Source organism: Vibrio sp. V38_P2S17PM301, from assembly GCF_009904845.1.
Lineage (GTDB): Bacteria > Pseudomonadota > Gammaproteobacteria > Enterobacterales > Vibrionaceae > Vibrio > Vibrio proteolyticus.
This window is the reverse complement of the sequence record NZ_WXWO01000043.1, coordinates 1-21,774: the sequence shown is the minus strand read 5'-3', so window position 1 is coordinate 21,774 and position 21,774 is coordinate 1. Positions and strand designations below refer to the sequence as shown.

20 protein-coding genes are annotated in these 21,774 nt (G+C 47.4%); 15 read left to right on the top strand and 5 right to left on the bottom strand.

The genetic code is table 11. The annotated features are described in order from the left end of the window. Position 1: 1 nt before the first annotated feature. Complete coding sequence (gene nirD, locus CAG64_RS09745; protein WP_021705213.1) at positions 2–310, top strand: nitrite reductase small subunit NirD; 309 nt, start codon at positions 2–4, stop codon at positions 308–310. 39 nt (positions 311–349) lie between these two features. Here the strand turns inward: nirD and CAG64_RS09740 are convergent, their stop codons facing one another. After that, entirely contained in the window at positions 350–1,477 is a 1,128-nt protein-coding gene (locus CAG64_RS09740; protein WP_161447708.1) for an acyl-CoA desaturase, read from the bottom strand. A 163-nt stretch (positions 1,478–1,640) separates the two neighbouring features. Here CAG64_RS09740 and CAG64_RS09735 point away from each other — a divergent pair, with 163 nt between their 5' ends. The 14 genes from CAG64_RS09735 to CAG64_RS09670 all read left to right on the top strand — a co-directional run bounded on the left by CAG64_RS09735 (position 1,641) and on the right by CAG64_RS09670 (position 19,461). Next, positions 1,641–2,201, top strand: coding sequence for a GNAT family N-acetyltransferase (locus CAG64_RS09735; RefSeq protein ID WP_161447706.1), 561 nt, complete (start codon positions 1,641–1,643; stop codon positions 2,199–2,201). Between the two features lie 97 nt (positions 2,202–2,298). Beyond that, entirely contained in the window at positions 2,299–3,432 is a 1,134-nt protein-coding gene (locus CAG64_RS09730) for an efflux RND transporter periplasmic adaptor subunit (protein WP_161447703.1), read from the top strand. Between the two features lie 9 nt (positions 3,433–3,441). Beyond that, positions 3,442–6,594 carry an efflux RND transporter permease subunit gene (locus CAG64_RS09725; protein WP_161447701.1) on the top strand — a complete coding sequence of 1,051 codons (3,153 nt, stop codon included), beginning with the start codon at positions 3,442–3,444 and terminating at the stop codon, positions 6,592–6,594. A gap of 239 nt (positions 6,595–6,833) precedes the next feature. Further along, on the top strand, positions 6,834–8,237 hold the full coding sequence (locus CAG64_RS09720) for an undecaprenyl-phosphate glucose phosphotransferase (protein WP_161457450.1): 1,404 nt from the start codon (positions 6,834–6,836) through the stop codon (positions 8,235–8,237). Next, the gene (locus CAG64_RS09715) at positions 8,221–9,510 is read left to right on the top strand and encodes a capsular biosynthesis protein (RefSeq protein ID WP_161457449.1); all 1,290 of its coding nucleotides are present in this window, start codon (positions 8,221–8,223) and stop codon (positions 9,508–9,510) included. The genes CAG64_RS09720 and CAG64_RS09715 overlap by 17 nt, the downstream gene beginning before the upstream one ends. Next, positions 9,511–10,080: a polysaccharide biosynthesis/export family protein gene (locus CAG64_RS09710; protein ID WP_161453748.1), complete on the top strand. Its 570-nt coding sequence runs from the start codon at positions 9,511–9,513 to the stop codon at positions 10,078–10,080. Between the two features lies 1 nt (position 10,081). Further along, positions 10,082–12,211, top strand: a complete 2,130-nt coding sequence (locus tag CAG64_RS09705) for a GumC family protein (protein WP_161457448.1) — start codon at positions 10,082–10,084, stop codon at positions 12,209–12,211. Beyond that, complete coding sequence (locus tag CAG64_RS09700; protein WP_161453746.1) at positions 12,208–13,425, top strand: lipopolysaccharide biosynthesis protein; 1,218 nt, start codon at positions 12,208–12,210, stop codon at positions 13,423–13,425. The genes CAG64_RS09705 and CAG64_RS09700 overlap by 4 nt, the downstream gene beginning before the upstream one ends. Next, a complete protein-coding gene (locus tag CAG64_RS09695) occupies positions 13,422–14,795 on the top strand; it encodes a capsular biosynthesis protein (RefSeq protein WP_161457447.1) in 1,374 nt (457 codons plus the stop codon). Before CAG64_RS09700 ends, CAG64_RS09695 begins: the two co-directional genes overlap by 4 nt. A gap of 1 nt (position 14,796) precedes the next feature. After that, positions 14,797–15,792: a glycosyltransferase gene (locus tag CAG64_RS09690; protein WP_161457446.1), complete on the top strand. Its 996-nt coding sequence runs from the start codon at positions 14,797–14,799 to the stop codon at positions 15,790–15,792. 1 nt (position 15,793) lies between these two features. Then, positions 15,794–17,005 (top strand): glycosyltransferase family 4 protein, encoded by a 1,212-nt coding sequence (locus tag CAG64_RS09685; RefSeq protein WP_161457445.1) that lies wholly within the window; start codon positions 15,794–15,796, stop codon positions 17,003–17,005. Further along, positions 17,002–18,102 (top strand): glycosyltransferase family 4 protein, encoded by a 1,101-nt coding sequence (locus tag CAG64_RS09680; protein ID WP_161457444.1) that lies wholly within the window; start codon positions 17,002–17,004, stop codon positions 18,100–18,102. The genes CAG64_RS09685 and CAG64_RS09680 overlap by 4 nt, the downstream gene beginning before the upstream one ends. After that, positions 18,074–18,511, top strand: a complete 438-nt coding sequence (locus tag CAG64_RS09675; RefSeq protein ID WP_040902556.1) for a hypothetical protein — start codon at positions 18,074–18,076, stop codon at positions 18,509–18,511. Before CAG64_RS09680 ends, CAG64_RS09675 begins: the two co-directional genes overlap by 29 nt. A gap of 14 nt (positions 18,512–18,525) precedes the next feature. Continuing rightward, positions 18,526–19,461 (top strand): glucosamine inositolphosphorylceramide transferase family protein, encoded by a 936-nt coding sequence (locus CAG64_RS09670; RefSeq protein ID WP_161457443.1) that lies wholly within the window; start codon positions 18,526–18,528, stop codon positions 19,459–19,461. A gap of 59 nt (positions 19,462–19,520) precedes the next feature. Here the strand turns inward: CAG64_RS09670 and CAG64_RS09665 are convergent, their stop codons facing one another. From CAG64_RS09665 to exbB, 4 genes are all read right to left on the bottom strand, one after another. Next, entirely contained in the window at positions 19,521–19,775 is a 255-nt protein-coding gene (locus tag CAG64_RS09665; protein ID WP_021705229.1) for a YgjV family protein, read from the bottom strand. Between the two features lie 292 nt (positions 19,776–20,067). Further along, positions 20,068–20,385, bottom strand: coding sequence for a DUF496 family protein (locus CAG64_RS09660; RefSeq protein WP_021705230.1), 318 nt, complete (start codon positions 20,383–20,385; stop codon positions 20,068–20,070). A 207-nt stretch (positions 20,386–20,592) separates the two neighbouring features. Next, positions 20,593–21,000 (bottom strand): ExbD/TolR family protein, encoded by a 408-nt coding sequence (locus tag CAG64_RS09655; RefSeq protein WP_161457442.1) that lies wholly within the window; start codon positions 20,998–21,000, stop codon positions 20,593–20,595. Then, on the bottom strand, positions 20,978–21,774 hold a 797-nt coding region (gene exbB / locus CAG64_RS09650), incomplete at its 5' end, for a tonB-system energizer ExbB (protein ID WP_161489307.1). The genes CAG64_RS09655 and exbB, both read right to left, overlap by 23 nt.

The following is a 21,774-nucleotide window of genomic DNA, read 5'->3' as shown; positions in this document are numbered from 1 at the left end:
GATGAAAATTTGTAATTTAAGTGCTTTGTTGCCTTTTCACGGTCGGGTCGCGATGATCGAGGGACAACAGGTGGCTCTGTTTCTGGTGCCAGAACAAGGGGTATTTGCGATCCAGAACTGGGATCCTATCGGCCGGGCACATGTTCTGGCGCGTGGGATTGTTGGTGATGTCGGGGGGGAGTTGTGTGTAGCGTCGCCACTATACAAACAACACTTTTCTTTACGCGATGGCCGTTGTATTGAACAGCCGGATAAACCGGTGAAAGTGTGGCAAGTTGCCGTCAAAAACGACGCGGTGTGGCTAGACTAATCAAAATGGGGCTTTAAGCCCCATTTTTCTCTTTTACATTTATGCGTACTGAGCCGTCAACGATTGCCAGGATTGGCGACGTTCTTCCAGGGTCTGCTTCATCTGCTGGTAACGAACTTTCAGCAGGGAATGCTCATAGCGGCGCACCATATCCTGTTTTTTACTCTCCAGTAGCTGCTTTTTCACTTCGTAATATTCGTTCATGCTTTGCAGTAGCGAATCGAACTCAGTTTGCAGACGCTCGTTTAACGCCTGATAATTTGGCAACTGCTGGATATTGAAACGAGCGGTCTGAAGCTTCATTTGTGCGCGGGCTTTTTCAATTCTCAACTGAGGTGCTTTACGCAACTTGCCTGCCAGTCCCACCCAGGCGCATGTTTTGATTAACCATTTGGTCGGATCGTATTGCCACCATAAGATCCCGTTACGGTAATCGTTTTCAAAAATATGGTGGTAGTTGTGATACCCCTCACCGAATGTGAAAAAGGCCAGAATACCGTTATCTCTCGCGGTATTTTTGTCTGTATAGGGCTGGCTGCCCCAGATGTGTGCCAGAGAGTTAATGAAAAACGTGGTGTGATGATTCAGAACCAGACGAACAGCACCCACCATCAGTAACATCCCCCCCACATCCTGATAGATCAGGCCCAATGCAACCGGAACGCCGATGTTCATCAGAATGGCAAGTGGAACATAGTACTTATGTTGCCACATGACGATTTTATCCTTTTGAAGATCACGACAGTTGCTGTAATCGGAGTAGGTCGCTTTGTTGTAATGGCGTAACATCCAACCAATGTGTGAGTGCCAGAAGCCAAGCTTAGCGGAATAAGGATCTTTGTCGTTGTCGTCGACATGGCGATGATGGACGCGATGGTCAGAACTCCAGTGCAGCGCACTATTCTGAAGGGCAAAAGCGCCACCCAGTGCAAATAGGAATCGCAAGCTCCAATGAGCTTCGTAAGCCTTGTGTGACCACAATCTGTGGTACCCGGCAGTGATCGACAGATTACAAAAAGAAAACGTAATCAGAAGCCAGATCCAGTGCTCACTGCCGTAACCGAGCTCAAATCCGTACCAGGGAGCGGCAACGGTGGCCAACAGCATGCTGAAAGAGAAAATAAACACGTTCAGCCAGATCAGCGGCGGTTTATTTTGCGTTTCCATTGGAATTTCCTTTGAGCTAACAAGTGTTCGCCAGAATATCAGCGTACACGTGTAAGTCAAATTTACTTTGTAAAAAGTGTGAATGGAATGTTTGGCTTTTTTGGCCTAAATGAATAGTATGAACGTTCGGTAAATCATTACAGGAAGTAATAAGGAACCAAATATGGAATTGAAAGTAGCGGAATATCGCGACTATAAACGAATTGCACAACTTCATGCTCAAAGCTGGCGGACTTTTTATAACGGCATTCTTGGCGATGAGTACCTGATGAATGAGGTGCTGGAAGAGCGCACCGCCATCTGGCAAACACGACTCCTTAATCCCCCTTTTAACCAACATGTCCTGCTGCTCGAAGAGGGGGGCCTACTGTGTGGCTTCGTTTGTGCCTTTGGCAATCATGACTTTGAAAAAGGCACCATTATTGATGCTTTACACGTCGACGAAAGTTTCCGTGGTCGTGGCCTGGGAACGCGGTTGCTGACGGAAATCACTGAGTGGATTGAACAATACTTTTCTGATGGTGGCGTGTATCTTGAAGTGATGGAAAACAACCATCAAGCGGTTGAATTTTATAATCATCTTGGTGGTAAAAACTCACTGTGCCGCCTTTGGAATGCTCCGTGTGGCAATCAGGTTCCTGAATTGGTTTACACTTGGGATTCGCCGCGGGAATTATTAAAAAATATCAATGAAAGCAAAGAAAAATCAACAGCAATATCTTGATACAAAACGACATTCGGCTTTGATTTTTTTCAGACATTTCTGATGATACCGTTGATTAGGTTCCTATTCCTTGTTCCAATCTATTCAGCGGTTTTCCATGAAAAAAAAGCTCATCATAACCACGCTCGCCAGCGCTCTGATTCTGGCTGGGTGCGGTGAACAGTTTGCACAGAAACCTACGTCACCGATCGCTCTGGTCACGGCGGAAAATGTCATCGTCGTTCCTTACCAGCACAGTCGCAACTACATTGGTCGCATTGAAGCGGTCGAAGATACTGAGATCACCGCCCAGATATCTGGTTATTTGAAACAGCGCCATTTTGAAGAAGGTCAAATGGTCGAAAAAGGCCAATTGCTGTACAGCATTGAACCGTCTTCCTTTGAGGCACAACTTGCCAGCGCTAATGCATCACTGGCTCAGGCCAACGCAGCGTTGAAAAAGGCGCAGCTTGACTTTCAGCGCGGCAAAAATCTATTGCCTCGCGGCAGTATTTCTCAGTCGGAATTCGATAATCTGACCGCTCAGCGACTCAGTGCGGAGGCTCAGGTTGAAGCCGCCAGTGCTCAGCTTAAACTAGCGAAAGTAAACCTGTCGTATACGCAGATCCGTGCCCCGTTCAGTGGCCGGATCAGCGACAGTAAAGTCAGTACCGGTGATCTGGTGTCGCCTTCCACAGGGGTGTTGACGACGCTGGTCAGTCTGGATCCGGTACACACCTCATTCAGTCTCAGTGAACGTGAACGCCTGGCGCTTGGTATCGACCGTATCCAAGGGAACGGTAAAGCTGAAGCAAACGAAGTGGAAGTGGCGTTGATGCTGGAGAACGGCCAACCTTTTGACCACGTTGGGAAACTGGACTATTTAGGCAACCGTATTGATCTCAATACCGGTACGATTGCGATGCGTGCGGTCGTCGATAATCCAGATCATCAATTGCTTCCAGGTCAGCATGTGCGAGTTGAATTGCGTGAAAAGCAAAATCGTGACGTATTGGTGATTCCACGCCGCGCTGTACAAACCGATTTGGAAGGCAACTTTGTCATGGTGATCGCTCCGGACAATATCGCAGAGCGACGAAATGTTAAGTTGGGTGACCAAACCCAGCAGGGGATCATTATCCGGGAAGGTTTGCAGCCAGATGATATGGTGATCACTCAAGGCTTACAGCGCGTGCGAAATGGAATGAGTGTCCGGATCCAGGATACTGCTCAGTCAGAACAAGATAACTAAGGTGCTCAGATGTTAAGTCGTTTTTTCATCCAGCGCCCTAAGTTTGCGCTGGTTATTTCCATCATTCTGACCATGGCCGGCGCCATTGCGCTGTCTATTCTGCCGATCGCGGAATATCCGAAAATCAGCCCACCGTCGGTCAGTGTGTCTGCATTCTATACCGGTGCGAGCGCTGAAGTTGTCGAACAGGCGATTGCCGACCCGATCGAAACGTCGGTTAATGGTGTCGAGAACATGATTTACATGTCTTCGAAATCGGCCAACGATGGGTCTTATAACCTGACGGTGACGTTTGACGTCGGTACGGACCCTGACATGGCTCAGGTCAACGTGCAGAACCGGGTATCGCAGATTGAATCCAAACTGCCACAAGAAGTGCGTATGGTGGGGGTCACCGTAAAAAAACGTTCCCCCGACTTGCTGATGGTACTGAATTTCTATTCACCAGATGGCAAGTATGACGACCAGTTTCTGATTAACTACATCAATCTCAATGTCAAAGATCAGCTCGCACGGGTGAAAGGCATCAGTGAGGTTAATGTGATTGGGGGCGGCGAATACGCGATGCGTGTCTGGCTCGACCCCGAAAAAATGGCCAATCTCAACTTAACCACCTCCGACATCTATCAGGCTCTGGCCGAGCAAAACGTTCAGGTCGCGGCAGGGCGAATTGGCGCAGCACCCTACAACGATGCGCAGGAAGTTCAGTTTAACTTAGTTACGAAAGGTCGTCTTGAAACGGTTAGCGAGTTTGAGAATGTCGTACTGCGTGCCAACCGTAACGGTGCGTCGGTTTATCTCAAAGACGTAGCGCGTATCGAGCTGGGTAAAAAGTTCTACGATGGCCAGGGTAAATTCCGTGGCCAGGATGCTTCTATCGTCGCACTGTCGTTGCAATCGGATGCCAACGCGCTAGAAAGTGGTAAGGCGGTGATGGCTTTGTTGTCTGAAATGAGCGACACCTTCCCGCAAGGAATGGCCTACGAAACCAGTTATGACACGACGGTGTTTGTGGCGGAATCGATTAAAGGTGTGGTTAAAACCCTGATTGAGGCCATCTTGCTGGTGATCGCGGTGACCTATCTGTTTCTGGGTAGTGCTCGTGCCACATTAATACCAGTGGTGGCCATTCCTGTTTCGCTGATCGGTACGTTTGCCGTGATGCTGGCGACCGGGTTTACCATCAACACTGTTACGTTGTTTGGCTTAATTCTGGCTATTGGCATTGTGGTGGACGATGCGATTCTGGTGATCGAAAACGTGGACACCACCATGGCGAACGACCCGAACATCACACCTCGTAAAGCAACGTTGCTAGCGATGAAGGAGGTGACTGGGCCGATCATCACGTCAACACTCGTGCTTTTGGCGGTCTTTCTTCCCGTTGCGATGCTGCCGGGCATTACTGGGATCATGTATCGCCAGTTTGCGTTGACCATCTGTATCTCGGTCGTGATCTCGTCGATTAACGCGTTGACGTTGTCGCCAGCGCTGTGTTCATTGGTTCTTAAACAAGGAGGCGGCAACACCGCGAACTGGTTTAAAGCGTTTAACCGTGGGTTGGATAAAGTGACCGCCGGTTATGGTCAAATTGCCGGTTTTCTGGTGAAGAAGTCGGCTTTACTGGTGGTGTTTTTCATTGTTGCGGTAGCCGCGGTGAGCTTCTTTGCGAAAACCACCTCAACCGCATTTGTGCCTCAGGAAGATAAGGGGATCATGCTGGTCAATGTGCAATTGCCAGACTCTGCTTCTTTGTCTCGCACAGAAGAAGTCACCGAACAACTGATGGCAATGATTGAACAAGAGCCAGGCGTGGATGGTGTCACCGTAGCTAATGGATACTCGTTTATGACCGGGGCGGCGGCATCTAACGGGGCGTCGATGTTCATTAAATTGCATGATTGGGAAACCCGCAATAATTTGAATGGCGATCATTCCTCTAGCGCGATCGTTCAGCGTGTTAATGCCCGGGCTGCCAAAGAACTGCCTCAGGCAGTGGTGTTTGCTATGGGCCCACCTGCGGTTCCGGGCATGGGCGCGGCGTCGGGGTTCGAGTTTGTGTTGGAAGATACGCTAGGGCGCAGCCGTAGTGACTTGGCCATTGTAATGAATGACGTTATTCAGGCCGCCAATGCCCAGCCTGAGATTGCGTTCAGCTTCAGTACGTTCCGAGCCAACGTACCGCACTACTACGTGGATATTGACCGTGAAAAGGCCAAGCAACTGGGCATTTCCCTGTCTGAAATCTTTCAAACGCTACAGGGTAACCTTGGGTCGCTGTACGTGAATGATTTCACTATGTTCGGAAAAAACTTTCGTGTGACGCTTCAGGCAGATAGCCATCACCGTAGCAGTATGGACGATTTGCAGCGATTCCATGTACGTTCGGCAAGCGGGCAGATGATACCTTTGAGTACGCTGATCAGTTATGAACAAGTGTTTGAGCCTGATGTCGCCTGGCGTTACAACATGTATCGCAGTGCCATCATTCAGGGTCAGGCTGCACCTGGGTATTCCAGTGGTGACGCAATTGCGGCGATGGAACGTGTCGCAGCTGACATGCTGCCACAGGGCTACCAATATGAGTGGACAGGGATGGCGTATCAAGAAGTGTTAGCGGGTAATCAGGCGATTTTTGCGTTTGCACTGGCGTTGATCTTCATTTATCTGTTTATGGTAGCGCAATATGAGAGTTGGAGCATTCCGCTGGCGATCATTCTGGTCGTGCCGATCGCGACACTTGGTTCTTTCCTGGCATTGAATTTGACGGGAACCCCTCTCAATTTGTATGCCCAGATTGGTTTAGTCCTTCTTATCGCACTGGCAGCAAAGAACGCGATTTTGATCGTCGAGTTTGCCAAAATTGAGCGAGAAGAGCGAGATGTTGCTATTGATAAAGCAGCAGTAACCGGCGGGAAATTACGTTTCAGGGCGGTGAATATGACCTCTTGGTCATTCATTCTGGGGATATTCCCGCTTATTTTTGCTGCGGGGGCCGGGCATGTCAGTCAGAATTCTCTGGGCATATCCTTAGTTGGCGGGTTGTTGTGTGTATTACTTGCGGGAACGTTCCTCATTCCGGGTTTCTATGCTCTGGTACAACGTCAGCGAGAAAAAGCGCATGGTGGGAACACAAAATTAATTCCACTTGATGATGAATGATAATTAACGGGTGTTGACAGGCCTTGCCGGAGTATTCCGGCAAGGCCTTTTCTTTTTTCTATAATTGACAAAATTTTGACGTGACAAGAAATATTTTGTGTAATTTAGCCATCCAAAAAATAGGGACAAATCACGCTAATTTAATGATATCTCTAGGGAATGGTCTATGCTAACCAGATGGTTTTATTCAAATTCTATTTGTTTCCCTGATTCGAAATTGGTTTTTATTTGAGGCGTAAATGGTATCCCGTCACACGTTAAAATTTGTCGACAATGGTTACGCAACTGTCGTGAAAATTATCGATTTTTGTGTCATCAATTTTTCTTTAACCTGGCTCATCCGTGAGTCAGGAAAAAATGAAACAATAGTTGATATCTCAGCGGCAGTTATATTCGGTATTTTGTTCGTGTTATTTGGTGAAAATACCAAGTTGTATGAGCTGCGTTTGCCGATGCGTGTGCGGCGGTTGATTGCTCGCTTTGTGATGACGGCCCTTTTGACCTACATCACGATGTTTGTTGTGAAGCATGCCTTAAACGGCATGGAAGGCTCTGCGATAAACAACTTAAAGGGCAGTATGTACGACATCTGGATTGTCTCTAGTATCCTGGTGTTATTATCGGTGCGCCTAATAGGCTTACAGCTCTACCGGACATTCCGGCGGACGAAACGGGTTGCGATTGTTGGTTTGACTCCGGCCGGGCTTGCTATTGAACAAGCATTGTTGCGCGATTACCGCAAAAAAGATGTGAAGATTGAGTTTTATGATGACCGTTCAGAAGAGCGCTTTAGCTATTTGATCAAAAGCCCGTTTCGCGGCCAGGTAGACGGATTAATTGAAAAAGCGAAAAACAACGAACTGGATGATGTCTACATTGCGTTACCTATGGTGGCGAAAGATCGTATCCGGGATTATCTCGATCGCTTGTCAGACACGACAGTGGATACGTCCATCGTACCTGACTTGTACAGCTACAACCTCTCGGTATCGCAGATCAATACGGTAGGTAATGTGCAGACATTCAGTGTTTTTTCTTCTCCTTTTGATGGTATCGGCGCAGTGATCAAGCGCATCGAAGACATCATCATCGGCGGTGCAATAACGATATTGATTTCTCCCGTTCTGCTGTTTGTTGCATTGGGCGTCAAATTCAGTTCCCCCGGGCCGATTTTGTTTAAGCAGGATCGTTATGGATTGGGAGGGAAAAAAATCAAAGTCTGGAAATTTCGTTCAATGAAAGTGATGGAAAATTCAGTCGTAGTGACTCAGGCCACGAAAAACGATCCGCGAGTGACCAAGTTTGGTGCCTTCATTCGACGCACTTCTCTGGATGAACTACCGCAATTTTTTAACGTGTTGCAGGGGACGATGTCGATTGTGGGGCCAAGACCACATGCAGTCGCTCATAACGAACAATATCGGGTGATAGTGGATAATTACATGATTCGCCACAAAATTAAGCCTGGGATCACCGGATGGGCGCAAATAAACGGTTATCGAGGGGAAACCAAAACCGTCGACAAAATGGAAAAACGCGTCCAGTACGACATTCAGTACATGCAGGAATGGTCATTGTGGTTTGATCTGAAAATAATCTTTTTAACTGTGTTTAAAGGTTTTGTGAGTGAAACGGCTTACTAACTGTGCATTGCTTGCTGGATTGGTGAGCCAGCCTGTCTGGGCAGACCTTACCCCGAAATCTCATATTGGTCCGTTAGGCATTGATTTTAAGAGCCAGGTTGGGTTGGATTACGGCCACGACAGTAATGTTACGTATCAGGCAGAAAAAACACCGGAAGGACAGGCGGTTTCCTCTGTCTATTACCAGTTGTCGCCGATGATCCAGGCGACGGGAGAGCGTGGAGAAGATCGTTATTACCTGATGTATAACGGCAATTATCGTCGTTACAACAGCAGCGAAGACGATGATTTCAACGATCATTTCTACATGTTTGAAGGAAAGTGGCGTTTTGGCTTACGCCATGGGCTGAACTGGAATATTGCACAAACACTGGGCCATGAGGCTCGCGGACAAGAGACAACCGAAGGTTTTACGTACGGTCAGTATCAAGATTTCAATATTCATCAGGCGCTCAAAACCTCACTGGTCGACTCGCAGCTTAGATACAGTTATGGCGCACCTGAGGGGCGCGGCAGCTTGCAGGTCGCAGTCGAAACGAAAGATCTTTCTTTTCGGGATACCGATGACATCCAAGAGGACTTTCGGCAGTACATTCGTGAACAGGAATGGCGCGAGAATTCCCTGATTGTCGAGCTGTTTGATCAATACTCGTCAAGGACCCGCTTTCGCTACTCGTTCATTAGCAATTATCGTCAGTATGACGTGAATGAACTGAAAGACACCAGTGAATACTACCTGCTTTACGGTATTCAAACACAACGAACCGGTAAAACCTGGATAGAAGGAAATATCGCTTTGTTGTACAAGGATTTTGATAATAACCCTGCGGCCGAAAGCTTTACCGGATTAAACTGGGATATCAAAGCGCAATGGAAACCATTGAAACACTCTATGCTGGAATTGTATACCTGGCAAAAGGTGAAAGATCCGTCGGAAGAAGGGGGCTACATACTGGATTCCAAAGTGGGCGCGTCATGGGAGCATCATTGGTGGGTTGACCGACTGTCTACCAAGCTTGCCTACGGTTATCTTACTGAAGACTATCGGGTCACGAATAATAATCGCAGAGACAATGTTCAGACCGTCAGAGCGTTAGTTGGTTACGATTTTCGTCCCTCAATCCGGTTTGAGTTGAGCTATGTGTACAACATGAAAGATTCCAACAAAGACACCGATACATTCTTTATCGGTGCCAATCAAACTACTCCTGTAGAGCGAACACTGGGTTATGACCAAAGTGTGGTGCAGTTGACAATGAAGGTTCAAATCTAAATGAAGAAGTGGCTAGTACAGTTTTTAGTTGTGATGTTTTTGGTGTCGCCTTGGGCGCAAGCAGGCACTGAACCCAGCTCATCCTCGCCAGCCCAAACTGAGGTTTACTCGTCCAATGACGATTATCGCCTTGGTACTGGTGATCAGATCAGTATTCTGGTCTATGGCGAGCCGGATATGTCAATGAAACTCAAGGTGACCAAAATCGGCGAGGTTAACTTCCCCTACATCGGGAATGTGCGGCTGACGGGCAAAACACCTGCTGAGATCGAAACCGATATCGAAACCCGTTTGCGTGGCGATTATCTAAGAAACCCGATGGTAACGGTGAATCTGGAACAGTTTCGTAAGTTTTACATTACCGGAGAAGTAACCAGCCCTAACGGATATGAGTATCAACCTCGATTGACGGTGGAACAAGCCATTGCTTTGGCAGGGGGCTTTACTGATCGGGCGGACCGTGGAGATATCAACATTCGATTGCCTGATAACCAATTGATAAAGAATGTAAAACTGACACATCCGGTTAACCCGGGTGACACGGTAATAGTTGAACAGAGTTTTTTCTAATATGACGATTTCATTGGTAGAAAGTGGCCGCAAGCTTGAAAGTAGTATTGATTTCACGCCGTTTCTTCGGGCCCTTAAAAAGCATTGGCTGAAAGTGACGTTGGCCACCGTAATCGTGACGGGTATTTCCGTCCCTTTGGTGGCTCAAATGACCTCGAAGTACGTTTCGACGGCCACGGTCATGATCAAAGCGCAACAAGATAACGCCACACCGCTCAAGCAAATCGACGGTTACGACTCCACACGCGATCCGTACTACGAAACGCAATATAACCTGATGCAATCGCGCGTTGTTCTGGTAAAAGCCATCACGTCACTGAAATTGCAGGAAGATGAAGCATTCAATGGCGATGAAAAGAACGATGAAAGCCAGTGGACGTTATCAGAAGAAACCCGCATAGAGAATGCGCTAAAAACATTGCGGAAAAACCTGTCATTTACACTGATATTGCGTACTCAACTGGTTTACGTTTCCTATGAATCGGCCTCTTCAGAACGCGCGGCAGAGATAGCCAACGGTGTCGCTCAGGCTTTTGTCGACTACACCATTGAGCAGAAAATAACAAAAACCAAAGCTGCACAGGTGTGGAATGCGCAGCAAATGGAAGAGCTGAAAGCTCAGGTCGACGCCAAGAAAAAAGAGATGGCGGATTATCTGAATCAACAAGGCTTGCTGACATTTCGTGGTATCGATGGTTTTGAGACTGAGAATCTCGGCATCACGACCAATAAATACGCGGATGCGAAAGAGCGCCGTCTGGCTGCTCAGGCGGACTACGAGACCATGTTGAAAATTGCAAATGGACCGATTGAGAACCTGGCATCGCTACCGGAGATCTCTGGTCACGCTCAACTTCAGGATCTACGTATTGCCTTGATTCAGGCTCAGCGTAGCTTGTCAGATTTGAGCCGTCGTTATGGCCCCAAACACAATAAGATTCAGGAGGCCCAGGCGCAGATTGATGCCATCAAAAAGCAGACTTATCTATTACTGAATGAATTGAAACAGGGTTTACAGAAGACATATCAGGCAGCATTGATTAAAGAGCAGCGGTATAAAGCATTACTGGATAACCAAGCCACAGATTACAAAGCGTTGGTGGCCAAGCGTGATCACTACAATGATCTCAAAACTGAACTCGATAAGACCGAAGATTTATACAAAGAACTGTTTTTACGCACGAAAGAACAAAGTCTGACGTCGACATACCGTGAGTCGGATGCCGTGATATACGATCCGGCGGTGGTGGCGGAGAAACCACAGAAACCGAATAAAGCACTGCTGATCGCGATGGTGTGCGTCATGACATTTATTCTCAGTGTGTTGGCAGTGATTGTTATGGCCGCGTTGGATCGTCGAATTACCCATCTCGGTCAGTTGCGAGGCAGATTGGGTCTGGACAGCGCGGGAGATTTACCCAAATTCGAAACCCAAGGTGACTGGTTGCGTCGCATCAGTGAAAACCCGGCTTCAGCTGAGATTGTCCACGGTATTAATGCCGCAATTCACCTCGACGCTGTACCGCAGATGAAAGTGCTGGGTGTAACGTCTTGTTTCACGGATGAAGGAGCCTCTTCGCTGTGCCGTTTACTGGCTGATGCGATGAGCGATAAGAAACGCACACTGCTGGTGGATCTGGATTACCGGGCTTCGCACCCAATGGTGCTCGCCTCGGCCAAAGAGAATCAACAGCAGGGCGGTTTTTCTGCGTTGGTCAACCAGTTGGGTAAGGAGCAAATTGTTGGTGTTCGACAAAATTTAGACGTTGTCGCACGCGGTGAGCTGGATGAGTCGCCTCTGGTCTTTTTTGACCGTGATGAATTTACGGCCTGTATAGATCAGCTATCGCAACAATATGATCAACTGATCCTGAATCTGCCAGCGCTGGAAGAGAGCAAGGATACTCTTTTGGTATCTCGAGTGTTGGATGTTCTGGTGGTGGTGGTCAAAGCCAATCAGCATCAGTCGCCGGAACTGACGCGTGAACTGAGTAAGTTAACGATGTCGGCAGAGCAAAGCGTCTTTGGTGTGCTAAATCAGGTCAACGATGATGATCTGCAAAGCGAAGAAAGCAAAGCATTTGTTGCTCAGGGATCGTCACTTGCTTTGGATACGCTGGAGCAAGCATGAGTTTGATTCGTAGCATCACCACAATCGCCGGCTCTTCTGTGATGTCTCAGGCGATTGGTGCGCTTTCGATCTGGCTGATTTCCCACTATTACGGCATGGCCGAGGTGGGCAACTATGCGCTGACATACAGTATTGTTCTGATTGGCGCACAAGTGTGTATGTTTGCGTCTCAGTTAATTCTGCCCAAACAACAAGAAGAATGTTTGTCACAGAACATTGTGTTCTGCTTAGTTCAGACGACAATCATCGCGATTCCTTATGCAATAGCTGTCGCGATGATCTTCAATAGGTCAGTAACGATTTTGTATGTGCTGACGCTTTGTCATGCCTGGATTTTGGTCTCTGAAAACTTGTTGCTCAGAGTCGAAAAAATGAAACTGTTGGCTCTGCAGAGAATGTCTGCATCACTGGTGGTGATGAGTGCCATTTTACTGAGTCACAGTGTCACACAAATTTACCAGCTTTGGGCGGCTATGCTGTTGATCATGATTGTGCTTTGGCTAAGCTACTCGATTGATTTCAAAGCGTTAACCTGGTCACAGTGGACGCCAGCGGCCAACTGGCAATTTTTCCTGGAAAATCGCAGCCACATCATGAAAGTTGGCAGCGCCGAAGTGCTGGCGATGGCCAATTCGAATCTCCCGACAATTCTGATCAACTTCTGGTTTTCGGCGTTAACGGCAGGGTACTTTGCAGTGGTCAGCCGGTTTTGTCTTGCGCCTGTGATCATTGTCGGTAACGCTGTTCGAAACTCAATCTTTTCCAAATGGTCGATCGATTTTCGCAACAGTCGATTTAATTACGATGAATTCATTAAAGTCCGCAAGCTGCTGTTTTTGTTGGGGCTGGTTGCCTCGGCAGGAGTGTTTATCTTTTACCCTATCGTTATGCAGCTCGGGTTTAGTGATGAATGGATTGAGTCAATTCCGACATCCCGTTACATGTTGCCGTATCTCTTTCCAGCGTTGGCGGTGTGCCCACTTACGGTGATTGAACTGGTATTTGGATCTCCCAAATATTTTTTACGCATTCAGGTCGAGCAGTTATTGGTGGTGGCGGCGGCGTTTGTCGTTCTTCCGTATTTCTATAACGACTATGCCTACTCGGTGTTGGCGTTCGCTCTGTTGTCGGCGCTGCGCTACGCGTTTATCTACGTACGCGTGAATCAAAGGGCGCGCAGTTTGAAACGGGCTGAAGGGGTAACCACCGCGTGACATTGAATAATGGCTTGTTCTTGCAACTGTATACTTTTGCCACCTTGGTAGCGTGTGGTCTGATTCAGTATTTTACTGGCATCGGGGCGGTGCTGTGGTTGCCATTTATTCTTGCGTTTCTGATGCTTGGGCTGTTGATGATGCAGACGCGTTACAGTGCGTTCGCTCTTGACCCCCAAGAGCTTGTCACGATGACGCTGTTTGTTGGCTTCTTTGCGATGGCGGTGATATCGACCGTCTTGCAAAGTGGGCTCACTGTTACCATTGTTGGACTCAAAAATGAGCTGGCGTTGAGCTTGGTGATGCTTTGCATGTTGCTTGGTTTCTGCCGTGAGTCACAGTTGTATCGTGTAACAAAAGCGTTGTATTGGGTGTTCTACCTTCAGTTTCCGGTAATTGCGTATCAAATCTTAGTGGTAGTACCCCAGCGAGTCGCGTTTAAAGGTGAATACGAAAAATGGGATTCCGTGGTTGGCACATTTGGTGGCGATCCTATGGGAGGCGGAAATACTGCGGCCATGGGGCTTTTTTGTATGCTGATCATGCTGCTTAAGCTCTCAGAATACAAACATGGCGTCGCCAGCAAAAAGAGCACCGCCCTGCATATTGGCGCCGCCTTTTTGTTGTGCATTGTAGGTGAGGTGAAATTTGTTATTTTGATTTCACCTTTGCTTCTGGCGTTTGTCTGGTTTGCACCAAGTTATGTGGCGGGAATGAAGCGCTACGATTTGAAAATGATGTTGGCCATCATTGGTGGCGTGTTCAGTTTGATCGCGATTGCGATTGCAATTTTGGCTGCGTCATACGTTTCTTCGCTCGGCGCGGATCCGACCACCAGCGCACTGGATATTTTTATCACATCACTCGACTACATTTTTGACCCCAATTACGTGATGCCGTCAGGGGAGTTAGGACGTTTAACTACCTTGTTTTTCTGGTTCAACAACAGCGATTTATATGGGTTACCAAGTCAGTTGTTTGGGTATGGGTTGAACGCCACAAACCACGGCAGTAGCGTCGCGCCCGGTTTCCTCAACATCGTATTTAACCTGCTGTTGGACTCGACATCGTTGAGTATGATGTTGTGGGAAATCGGCCTGTTTGGAACCCTGTTCTACGTGATGACTGTCTTATACGCCGTCCAGATTGCGTTTCCTAGGCCGTTGCTCGCCAGCCAAGAGCTAAACCATACGGATAAGCAACTGCTGTCCTGGCAGCCCGCATATATTGCGTTTATTTTTGCCGGACTGTTGAGCTTGCCGTACAGCCAGATTCTGATGCTAACACCTATGTATCAATTTCTTTTTTATTTTTCACTGGGGGCCATTTTGGTCATCCGAAAGTCTGTTTTAACCGCGAGCACGCAGTGATATGACTGAAAAACCAATGATCAGCGTGATCATCAAAACATTTAACGAGCAGGCTGGTATCGCCAACACCATTGTAAGTATCCGGACTCAGTTGGATGCGTTAAGTTTGCCTTACGAAATTTTGGTTGCGGACAGTTTGTCGACCGACGCCACTCAGGAGATTTCTTTGCAGCATGGGGCAACGGTGATCGCGTTGCGCCATGCGGATGAACGTTGCTGTGGGGTCGGACATCAACTGGGGTATTTGCATGCTCGGGGAGAGTTTTTGTTGCTGATGGACGGTGACATGCAGCTTGAAGCGGGTTTCATTCGCCTGGCTTTGGATTTCTTGCAGACAAACCCGGAATACGCAGGCGTTGCCGGCACGGTTGAAATGGATGAGGCCGTCAGCTACGAGTTTCAGTCACGTAAGCAACGACTGGCGACAATCTATCCGATCGGAGACTGCGACCACCTTGGTGGTGGCGGAATGTATCGTAAAGCCGCCGTTGATGATATAGGTTACCTGACCAACCGAAACCTGCATTCGTATGAAGAAGCCGAACTGGGTATGCGCCTGACGTTAACCGGCTATAAACTGCATCGTCTGAATGTGCCATACTTTTACCACCACTCTTATGATCTGTCGACATTGGCGTTGCTCACCCACCGTTGGCGCAGCGGCTATCTGTTCGGTTCGGGCGAGTTGCTGCGAGGCGCGTTTGGTAAGTCGCATTTTAAGCAAGCTTTGTTCACGGTAAAAAATGCCTTGCTGTTTGGTGGCTATCTCACTCTGATTGCGTTGTCTCTGTTGAGTCTGAATCCGGCATTAGTGGGATTCGCGCTGATCCCATTATTGGGCTTTTTTATCCTTAAAACTGTGCGGAATCGTTCTGTTAAAGCCGGTGCTTATAGCATCTTGAATCTCAGCATGCATTCTGTCGGATTCTTTGTTGGACTGTTTCGTCCGGTCAAAGATCCAATGGCTGCACCAGAACACAACGTGAGAGAGAAATGAGATGAAAGTATTGATGGTCAATAAGTTTTTCTTTCACAAAGGTGGCGCTGAAACGGTGTTTTTTCAGGAGCGGCAACGGGTAAAACAAGCGGGCATCGAGGTGGTTGATTTTGCGATGCAACATGAAAACAATCTCCAATCGCCATACTCAGACTTTTTCGTCAGTAACGTCGACTATCATGGTGGGCACTCGCTTTCTTCAAAGATACAGACGGCCATCCACTTTATTCATAATACGGAGGCGTGTGAAAAGCTGGCACGACTCCTAAAGCAGGAGCAGCCGGACATTGTCCACTTCCACAATATTTATCATCAATTGACGCCATCGATTATTAAAGTTGCGCATAATCATGGTTGCAAGACAGTATTAACGGCACACGACACGAAAATTGCTTGTCCGAGCTACACGATGTACCGGGATGGCCACACCTGCGAAGCATGTCTGCAAGGAAGCGTATGGAACGCATTTCGTTACCGTTGCCAGCAAGGCTCTGCGTTTAAGAGTTTATTGTTGTCGATAGAAGCAACATTTCAGTCGCTGGCGAAAAACTATCACCAGTTAGATGTGATTGTCTCTCCGAGTGAGTTTCTGGCGAAGATTATTCGCCAGAAGTTGCCGGATAATCGTATCGAGGTGATCGTCAACGGTATCGATGAATCCATTGATGCATCACAGTCTCAAGATGGCCGCTACTTCCTGTATCTGGGACGCCTGAGTAAAGAAAAAGGCGTAGCAACGTTGACCGATGCTTATCAACTGAGCCAGCGTCATATATCACTGAAGTTGGTCGGTGACGGCCCGTTGTATGACGAGATCAGTGCACGGTATGACAATATCGATATGCTCGGGTTTAAAAGTGGTGATGAGCTGCATGCGTTGATTCGCAATGCAACGGCGGTAATTGTACCGTCTGAATGCTACGAGAATTGTTCTATGTCGGTAATTGAAGCCATGGCGTATGGCAAGCCAGTGATAGGGGCTGATATCGGCGGTATTCCTGAGCAAGTTCGTGACGGCATTGAAGGGCGGTTATTCGAAGCGGGCAATGCGCAATCTTTGGCAAGTGCCATGGACAACCTGGCGAACAACACACAGCTGGTTGATCGTTTCGGGGTTAATGCGCGTCATCGCTTTGAAGAAAAATATACCTTAGCTACGCATCAGCAGCATCTGCTGGCATTGTATCAATCTCTGGTAGGAGAAACGTCATGAAAGTTACTGTACTCGGCACGCGCGGAATACCCGATGTGTTAGGCGGAGTGGAAACCCATTGTCAGAACCTCTATCCGGAAATGGCCAGTCAGTTGGACATTGACATTACTGTGATTGCACGATCTCCTTATGTGCAGTACACGCGGAGCGAGTATCATGGGGTTCAGCTTAAATCGGTTTGGGCACCCCAAAAGAAATCGCTGGAAGCCATCTTGCATTCCACTCTGGCCGCTCTCACCACCCTGACTGATGGATCAAAAGTGGTTCAGGTACACGCTATTGGTCCAGGGTTGGTTGTGCCACTGTTAAGATTACTGGGCAAGCGGGTAGTCTTCACTCATCATGGCCCTGATTATGATCGCCAGAAGTGGGGAGCGTTTGCCAAAGCGATACTCAAACTTGGTGAAAAAATGGCGGTGACCTATGCCAATGATGTGATCGTCATTTCAGAAGTGATCAACCATTTAATAAAACAAAAATACGGTCGCCTTGATGCTCATTTGATACATAACGGTGTGCGAGAACCACGACCTATAGATGCGAGCGTTCAGCAGAAAATTTTGACCAAACATGGTTTGGCCGAGAAATCGTATATTGTTGCTGTTGGACGGTTTGTTGAAGAAAAAGGTTTTCATGACCTGATCAGTGCGTATCAGAAAGCGAACATTGAACAACCTTTGGTTTTGGTCGGCGACGCTGATCATCCGACGCCATACAGTGAGAATTTGAAACACCGGGCTGAAACGACACCAGGCGTGCAGTTGACTGGTTTTGTCAGTGGTGATGAGTTACAGACCATATTCTCTCAGGCTGGGCTATATGTCATGCCGTCTTACCATGAAGGGTTACCTATAGCGCTTTTGGAGGCAATGTCATATTCACTGCCAGCTATTGTCAGTGATATCCCCGCGAATAAAGAAGTGAAACTGGAAGATCGCGTGTACTTCCCAGTATCGGACGTGGATGCCTTAGCCGATAAGTTACAACAGGCCCACATCGGGGAGCGCTGTGATTACTCAGCGTATCTCAGAAAATACAACTGGGCAGAAATAGCTCAGCAGACACTGAATGTCTGGAACAAAGCAGCAGGAAAGTAAAAGAGTGATCGATAACCGAAGTAAAGCCGTTAAGCAGTTCTATCACATGCTGGATAAAGACGTGGCAGATAGCCTGGATGAGTCACAGCGCAACGAAATTGAACGAACCATCGATGCGATGGGGTTAGTCACCCGGCATCCTCTGGATGTCAGGAAAACCATTCCCTGGATTGGTAAACGTTATTACTTCGTGTTACTTGCAGGACGCGATCGGCGGCGTGCCGTTCGGTATGAGAAATCGCGGCTGCTGAATTTTTTGTTAACCGCGACCATTACGTTGGGGATTGTCGCGATTATTGTACTGGCACTGCTGGCGTTATATCTGATCAAGTCGGCGCTTGGTATTGATGTTTTCAAGCACTTCTCATTTGGTGTGTGGGATTGGTTTAAAGACCTGTCTGGCATTTAAGGAGGAGCAAACGGATGCTCAAAGCGATAGTGGATAAGTTGTTTCGTCTGGAGGAATGGCAGATCGGTGTGGTACGAGACAGCCATTTCACAGACGCGGATTTTTATCAGAAGGTACGCTGGTACAACTTCGCCGGTTATTCGTTTGAGGCGGATCCGTTTTTATTCGAGCTTGATGGCCTGCCTTATCTCGCATTTGAAGTGTATAGCTATTTCGTCGGGCAGGGGAAACTGAAATGTTTCGACTTAGCAGGCAAGGAATACGATTTTTTTAGCGATATCAATGCACAGAGTGGGCATGTTTCGTTTCCCTATATGTTTGAGTATCAGGGCGAGTTGTATCTGATACCGGAAACGTCGGATCAAAAGGTAATTAAGCTGTACCGTTTTGAACCGGAAAATCAAAAGTTTATTTATGTCCGGGATTTGCTTTCTGGTCACGAGTATGTCGACAGTGTTCTGTATCCGCATCAGGATGGCTGTTACCTTTTTACGTCCAGCAATGAAGCCCCAACCAAGCAGCGTTTGTACCGGGCTGATGAGTTGACGTCAACGTTTCTTGAACACCCCCAGTCTCCGATTGCGGATAGTCCCCAAAGTGGCCGAAACGGCGGTGCAATTTTGCAGCATAACAGTCAACTTTTCCGGGTAGCACAGACATCAGAAGGTTCAGTGTACGGCCGTTCCATTCTATTGATGCGTATTGAGTCGCTCAGTCGCGATGAATATCGAGAGAGGGAATGGCAGGAGTTGACACCGTCGGCCCCATTTCCAGATGGATTGCATACGTTAAATCAGTGTAATGGAACGTGGGTCATTGATGCCAAGCGTTACAGCTATGCGCCGACCAATATAATCATAAAACTGGCTCACAAGCTGGTACCATTCTTCCGACCAAGTACTCGCTATCCTTTGCGTTACGCACAACGAAAGTTACCAGATGACATTTGATACATACAAAAATCCCCAGAGTCGCTCTCCGGGGATTTTTAGGTTCATTTGATTAGTTGTTATGCAACGTTTTCAGCGCTACTGCCGGTTTTTTTTTCTTGTTGCATTTTAGTCAGGAAGTAGACGTTGACGCAGGCAATGAAACCGTTGGTCACAACAACTGGCCATGCATCGATCATCAGACCGTAAGCGGTAAAAAGTGCACAACCAATAAAGTTAAGTACGCGCAGTTTGACGATGTCTTTCATGGTGAGCGAGATCGCCACCATGATAGAGGCTGCGTAACCCATAATTTCAACCATGTTCATGTCCATTATTTGACCCTCTTATATATGCCGCACAGTGTCAGTGTGGGTACCAATCTTCTCTTCGTGAGATTATTGAGGAAGCTCCATGCCTCGAATGGTCTGTTTAATTAACTGGTTTGAACTATAACAGTGCTAAATGTGTGATAAAAGCCCCAAAATAATGAACGGAGAAGGTTAGCGATTACGCAAACGTTTAACGCTATTATCAAAAATGTAATTACCAATACTGTTGAAAGATAAGTTCCCTGTATACAAGAAAGCCCGCGTATTTGCGGGCTTGCTGAATCATTCACCTGACTTATTTTTTGCCTTGAGTGACTTGCTTGTCGGCTTCAGTTAGCTCACGAATACGACGGCTGGCCTCACGGCGCTCTTTTGAAATTTCAGCACTTTTGATGATGTGATCGTCTACACGGTCTTCGTAGTCTGCTTTCATGTTTTTGATGATCGCAACGATTTCATCATGGCTCATGTCTGGTTTGATGTAGTCCAGCAAGTTTTCAAGCAGATCAACACGTTTACGGTTGTCGCGAACTTTTTTCTCATTATCCAATAGCTCACGTTTCAGTTTATTTTTTCGGCGTGCCTGACTTACGATTTCAAATACACTACTCATAGGTCCTTTCCCCAGAATTTACATTAACTGTCAATGATTAAATCACAACATGCCTGCGCATAACAGCCCTAAGATCAATCCTTTCATTCTCTTGATGAAATTGTCGCCACTCTTGTTTAAAACCAGCGTAGCGCTGCAATATCACAACGGAATTCTGATAATTTTAACTTTTGATGAACGTTCTCACGGTATCGAACCGGGGCCTTTTTACTTCGAATTTGCCATCAATGAAATGCTGGTGTAACCCAATTGTTGCAGTATGTCTAACACCTCCATGATACGCGCGTAAGCGGTAGTGCGGTCTGCACTGACGAAAATGGTAGCTTCTGTGTCAGGCACCAAGTCAGATAATGTGTCTGGTAACTCACTCAGCAGCACCTTATGACCGTCAACCAACAGTGAATTCTCGGCGTTATTTATCGTGATGCTGGTGGGGGGAGCCGTCACGGGTGGCATTTTCTGCGATAGTTCGGGAAGCCGTATATTCATGTGTGTTGTGCTTACGGATGTGGTTACCATAAAAATGACGAGCAACACCAGTAAGATATCGATAAAAGGGGTGATATTGATTTCGTTGTTTTCGTTGCAATCATCAGACGTGTAGTGCTTTCTCATGGCTCTTACTCAAACTGCGGGAAGTCAGGACATCAATCGTTATGGCAAGATCGTTCGCCAGATAACCGATTGTGTGGATCTGTCGTGTGAAATAGTTGTAGATGATGACAGCTGGGATAGCGGCGAAAAGCCCGACACCTGTTGCAAGCAGGGCCTCTGCTATCCCGGGAGCAACCACAGACAAGTCGGTTGATTGAGTCGTGGCGATACCCATAAAACTGTTCATTACTCCCCATACTGTGCCAAATAAGCCAATAAAAGGCGCCGTGGAAGAAATGGTCGCCAACACTCCGGTGTGTTTATTGGCCTGAGTTTTAAGAGCACAAGTATATTGGTAGGAGAGTGTGCTGATTCGATCCTGTAGTTCACGCCAATACATGCTATTGCTGCTGGCCATCTCGTTAACGGCAACGGAGAGCATCGGACAACTGATACCAGCTTTGCGACAAAGGAGATCTGCGTGTTGGGCATCCCTTGCCATAGCAATTACCTGTTTTTGTTGAGACTGCGTTCGTTTAAGGCGGCTTAGCTCCCAGGTTTTGGCGATAAACAGAGTCCAGGACACGACCGACATCGCGATTAGACTCAGCATGACGCCTTTGACCACCAGGTCAGCGTCATGAAACATTTGTTGCGCTGTCAAAGGAGAGGCTGGCTGACTCGAAGCCAACGTATTGATTTCTGTTGAGGCAAAAACAAACGATGGCAAAATAACACTAACAATAATGATAATAAATAAAATATTAATTAAGGTTTTTTTCATGAAATGATAGC

What these genes read in the sequence shown, in the direction of transcription:
- CAG64_RS09700 (WP_161453746.1), top strand. Translation starts at nt 12,208, where the DNA reads ATGAGTTTGATTCGTAGCATCACCACAATCGCCGGCTCTTCTGTGATG.
- CAG64_RS09685 (WP_161457445.1), top strand. Translation starts at nt 15,794, where the DNA reads ATGAAAGTATTGATGGTCAATAAGTTTTTCTTTCACAAAGGTGGCGCT.
- CAG64_RS09720 (WP_161457450.1), top strand. Translation starts at nt 6,834, where the DNA reads ATGGTATCCCGTCACACGTTAAAATTTGTCGACAATGGTTACGCAACT.
- CAG64_RS09710 (WP_161453748.1), top strand. Translation starts at nt 9,511, where the DNA reads ATGAAGAAGTGGCTAGTACAGTTTTTAGTTGTGATGTTTTTGGTGTCG.
- CAG64_RS09740 (WP_161447708.1), bottom strand. Translation starts at nt 1,477, where the DNA reads ATGGAAACGCAAAATAAACCGCCGCTGATCTGGCTGAACGTGTTTATT.
- CAG64_RS09675 (WP_040902556.1), top strand. Translation starts at nt 18,074, where the DNA reads ATGTCTGGAACAAAGCAGCAGGAAAGTAAAAGAGTGATCGATAACCGA.
- CAG64_RS09725 (WP_161447701.1), top strand. Translation starts at nt 3,442, where the DNA reads ATGTTAAGTCGTTTTTTCATCCAGCGCCCTAAGTTTGCGCTGGTTATT.
- CAG64_RS09655 (WP_161457442.1), bottom strand. Translation starts at nt 21,000, where the DNA reads ATGAGAAAGCACTACACGTCTGATGATTGCAACGAAAACAACGAAATC.
- CAG64_RS09670 (WP_161457443.1), top strand. Translation starts at nt 18,526, where the DNA reads ATGCTCAAAGCGATAGTGGATAAGTTGTTTCGTCTGGAGGAATGGCAG.
- CAG64_RS09730 (WP_161447703.1), top strand. Translation starts at nt 2,299, where the DNA reads ATGAAAAAAAAGCTCATCATAACCACGCTCGCCAGCGCTCTGATTCTG.
- CAG64_RS09660 (WP_021705230.1), bottom strand. Translation starts at nt 20,385, where the DNA reads ATGAGTAGTGTATTTGAAATCGTAAGTCAGGCACGCCGAAAAAATAAA.
- CAG64_RS09665 (WP_021705229.1), bottom strand. Translation starts at nt 19,775, where the DNA reads ATGGACATGAACATGGTTGAAATTATGGGTTACGCAGCCTCTATCATG.
- nirD (WP_021705213.1), top strand. Translation starts at nt 2, where the DNA reads ATGAAAATTTGTAATTTAAGTGCTTTGTTGCCTTTTCACGGTCGGGTC.
- CAG64_RS09705 (WP_161457448.1), top strand. Translation starts at nt 10,082, where the DNA reads ATGACGATTTCATTGGTAGAAAGTGGCCGCAAGCTTGAAAGTAGTATT.
- CAG64_RS09690 (WP_161457446.1), top strand. Translation starts at nt 14,797, where the DNA reads ATGACTGAAAAACCAATGATCAGCGTGATCATCAAAACATTTAACGAG.
- CAG64_RS09735 (WP_161447706.1), top strand. Translation starts at nt 1,641, where the DNA reads ATGGAATTGAAAGTAGCGGAATATCGCGACTATAAACGAATTGCACAA.
- CAG64_RS09680 (WP_161457444.1), top strand. Translation starts at nt 17,002, where the DNA reads ATGAAAGTTACTGTACTCGGCACGCGCGGAATACCCGATGTGTTAGGC.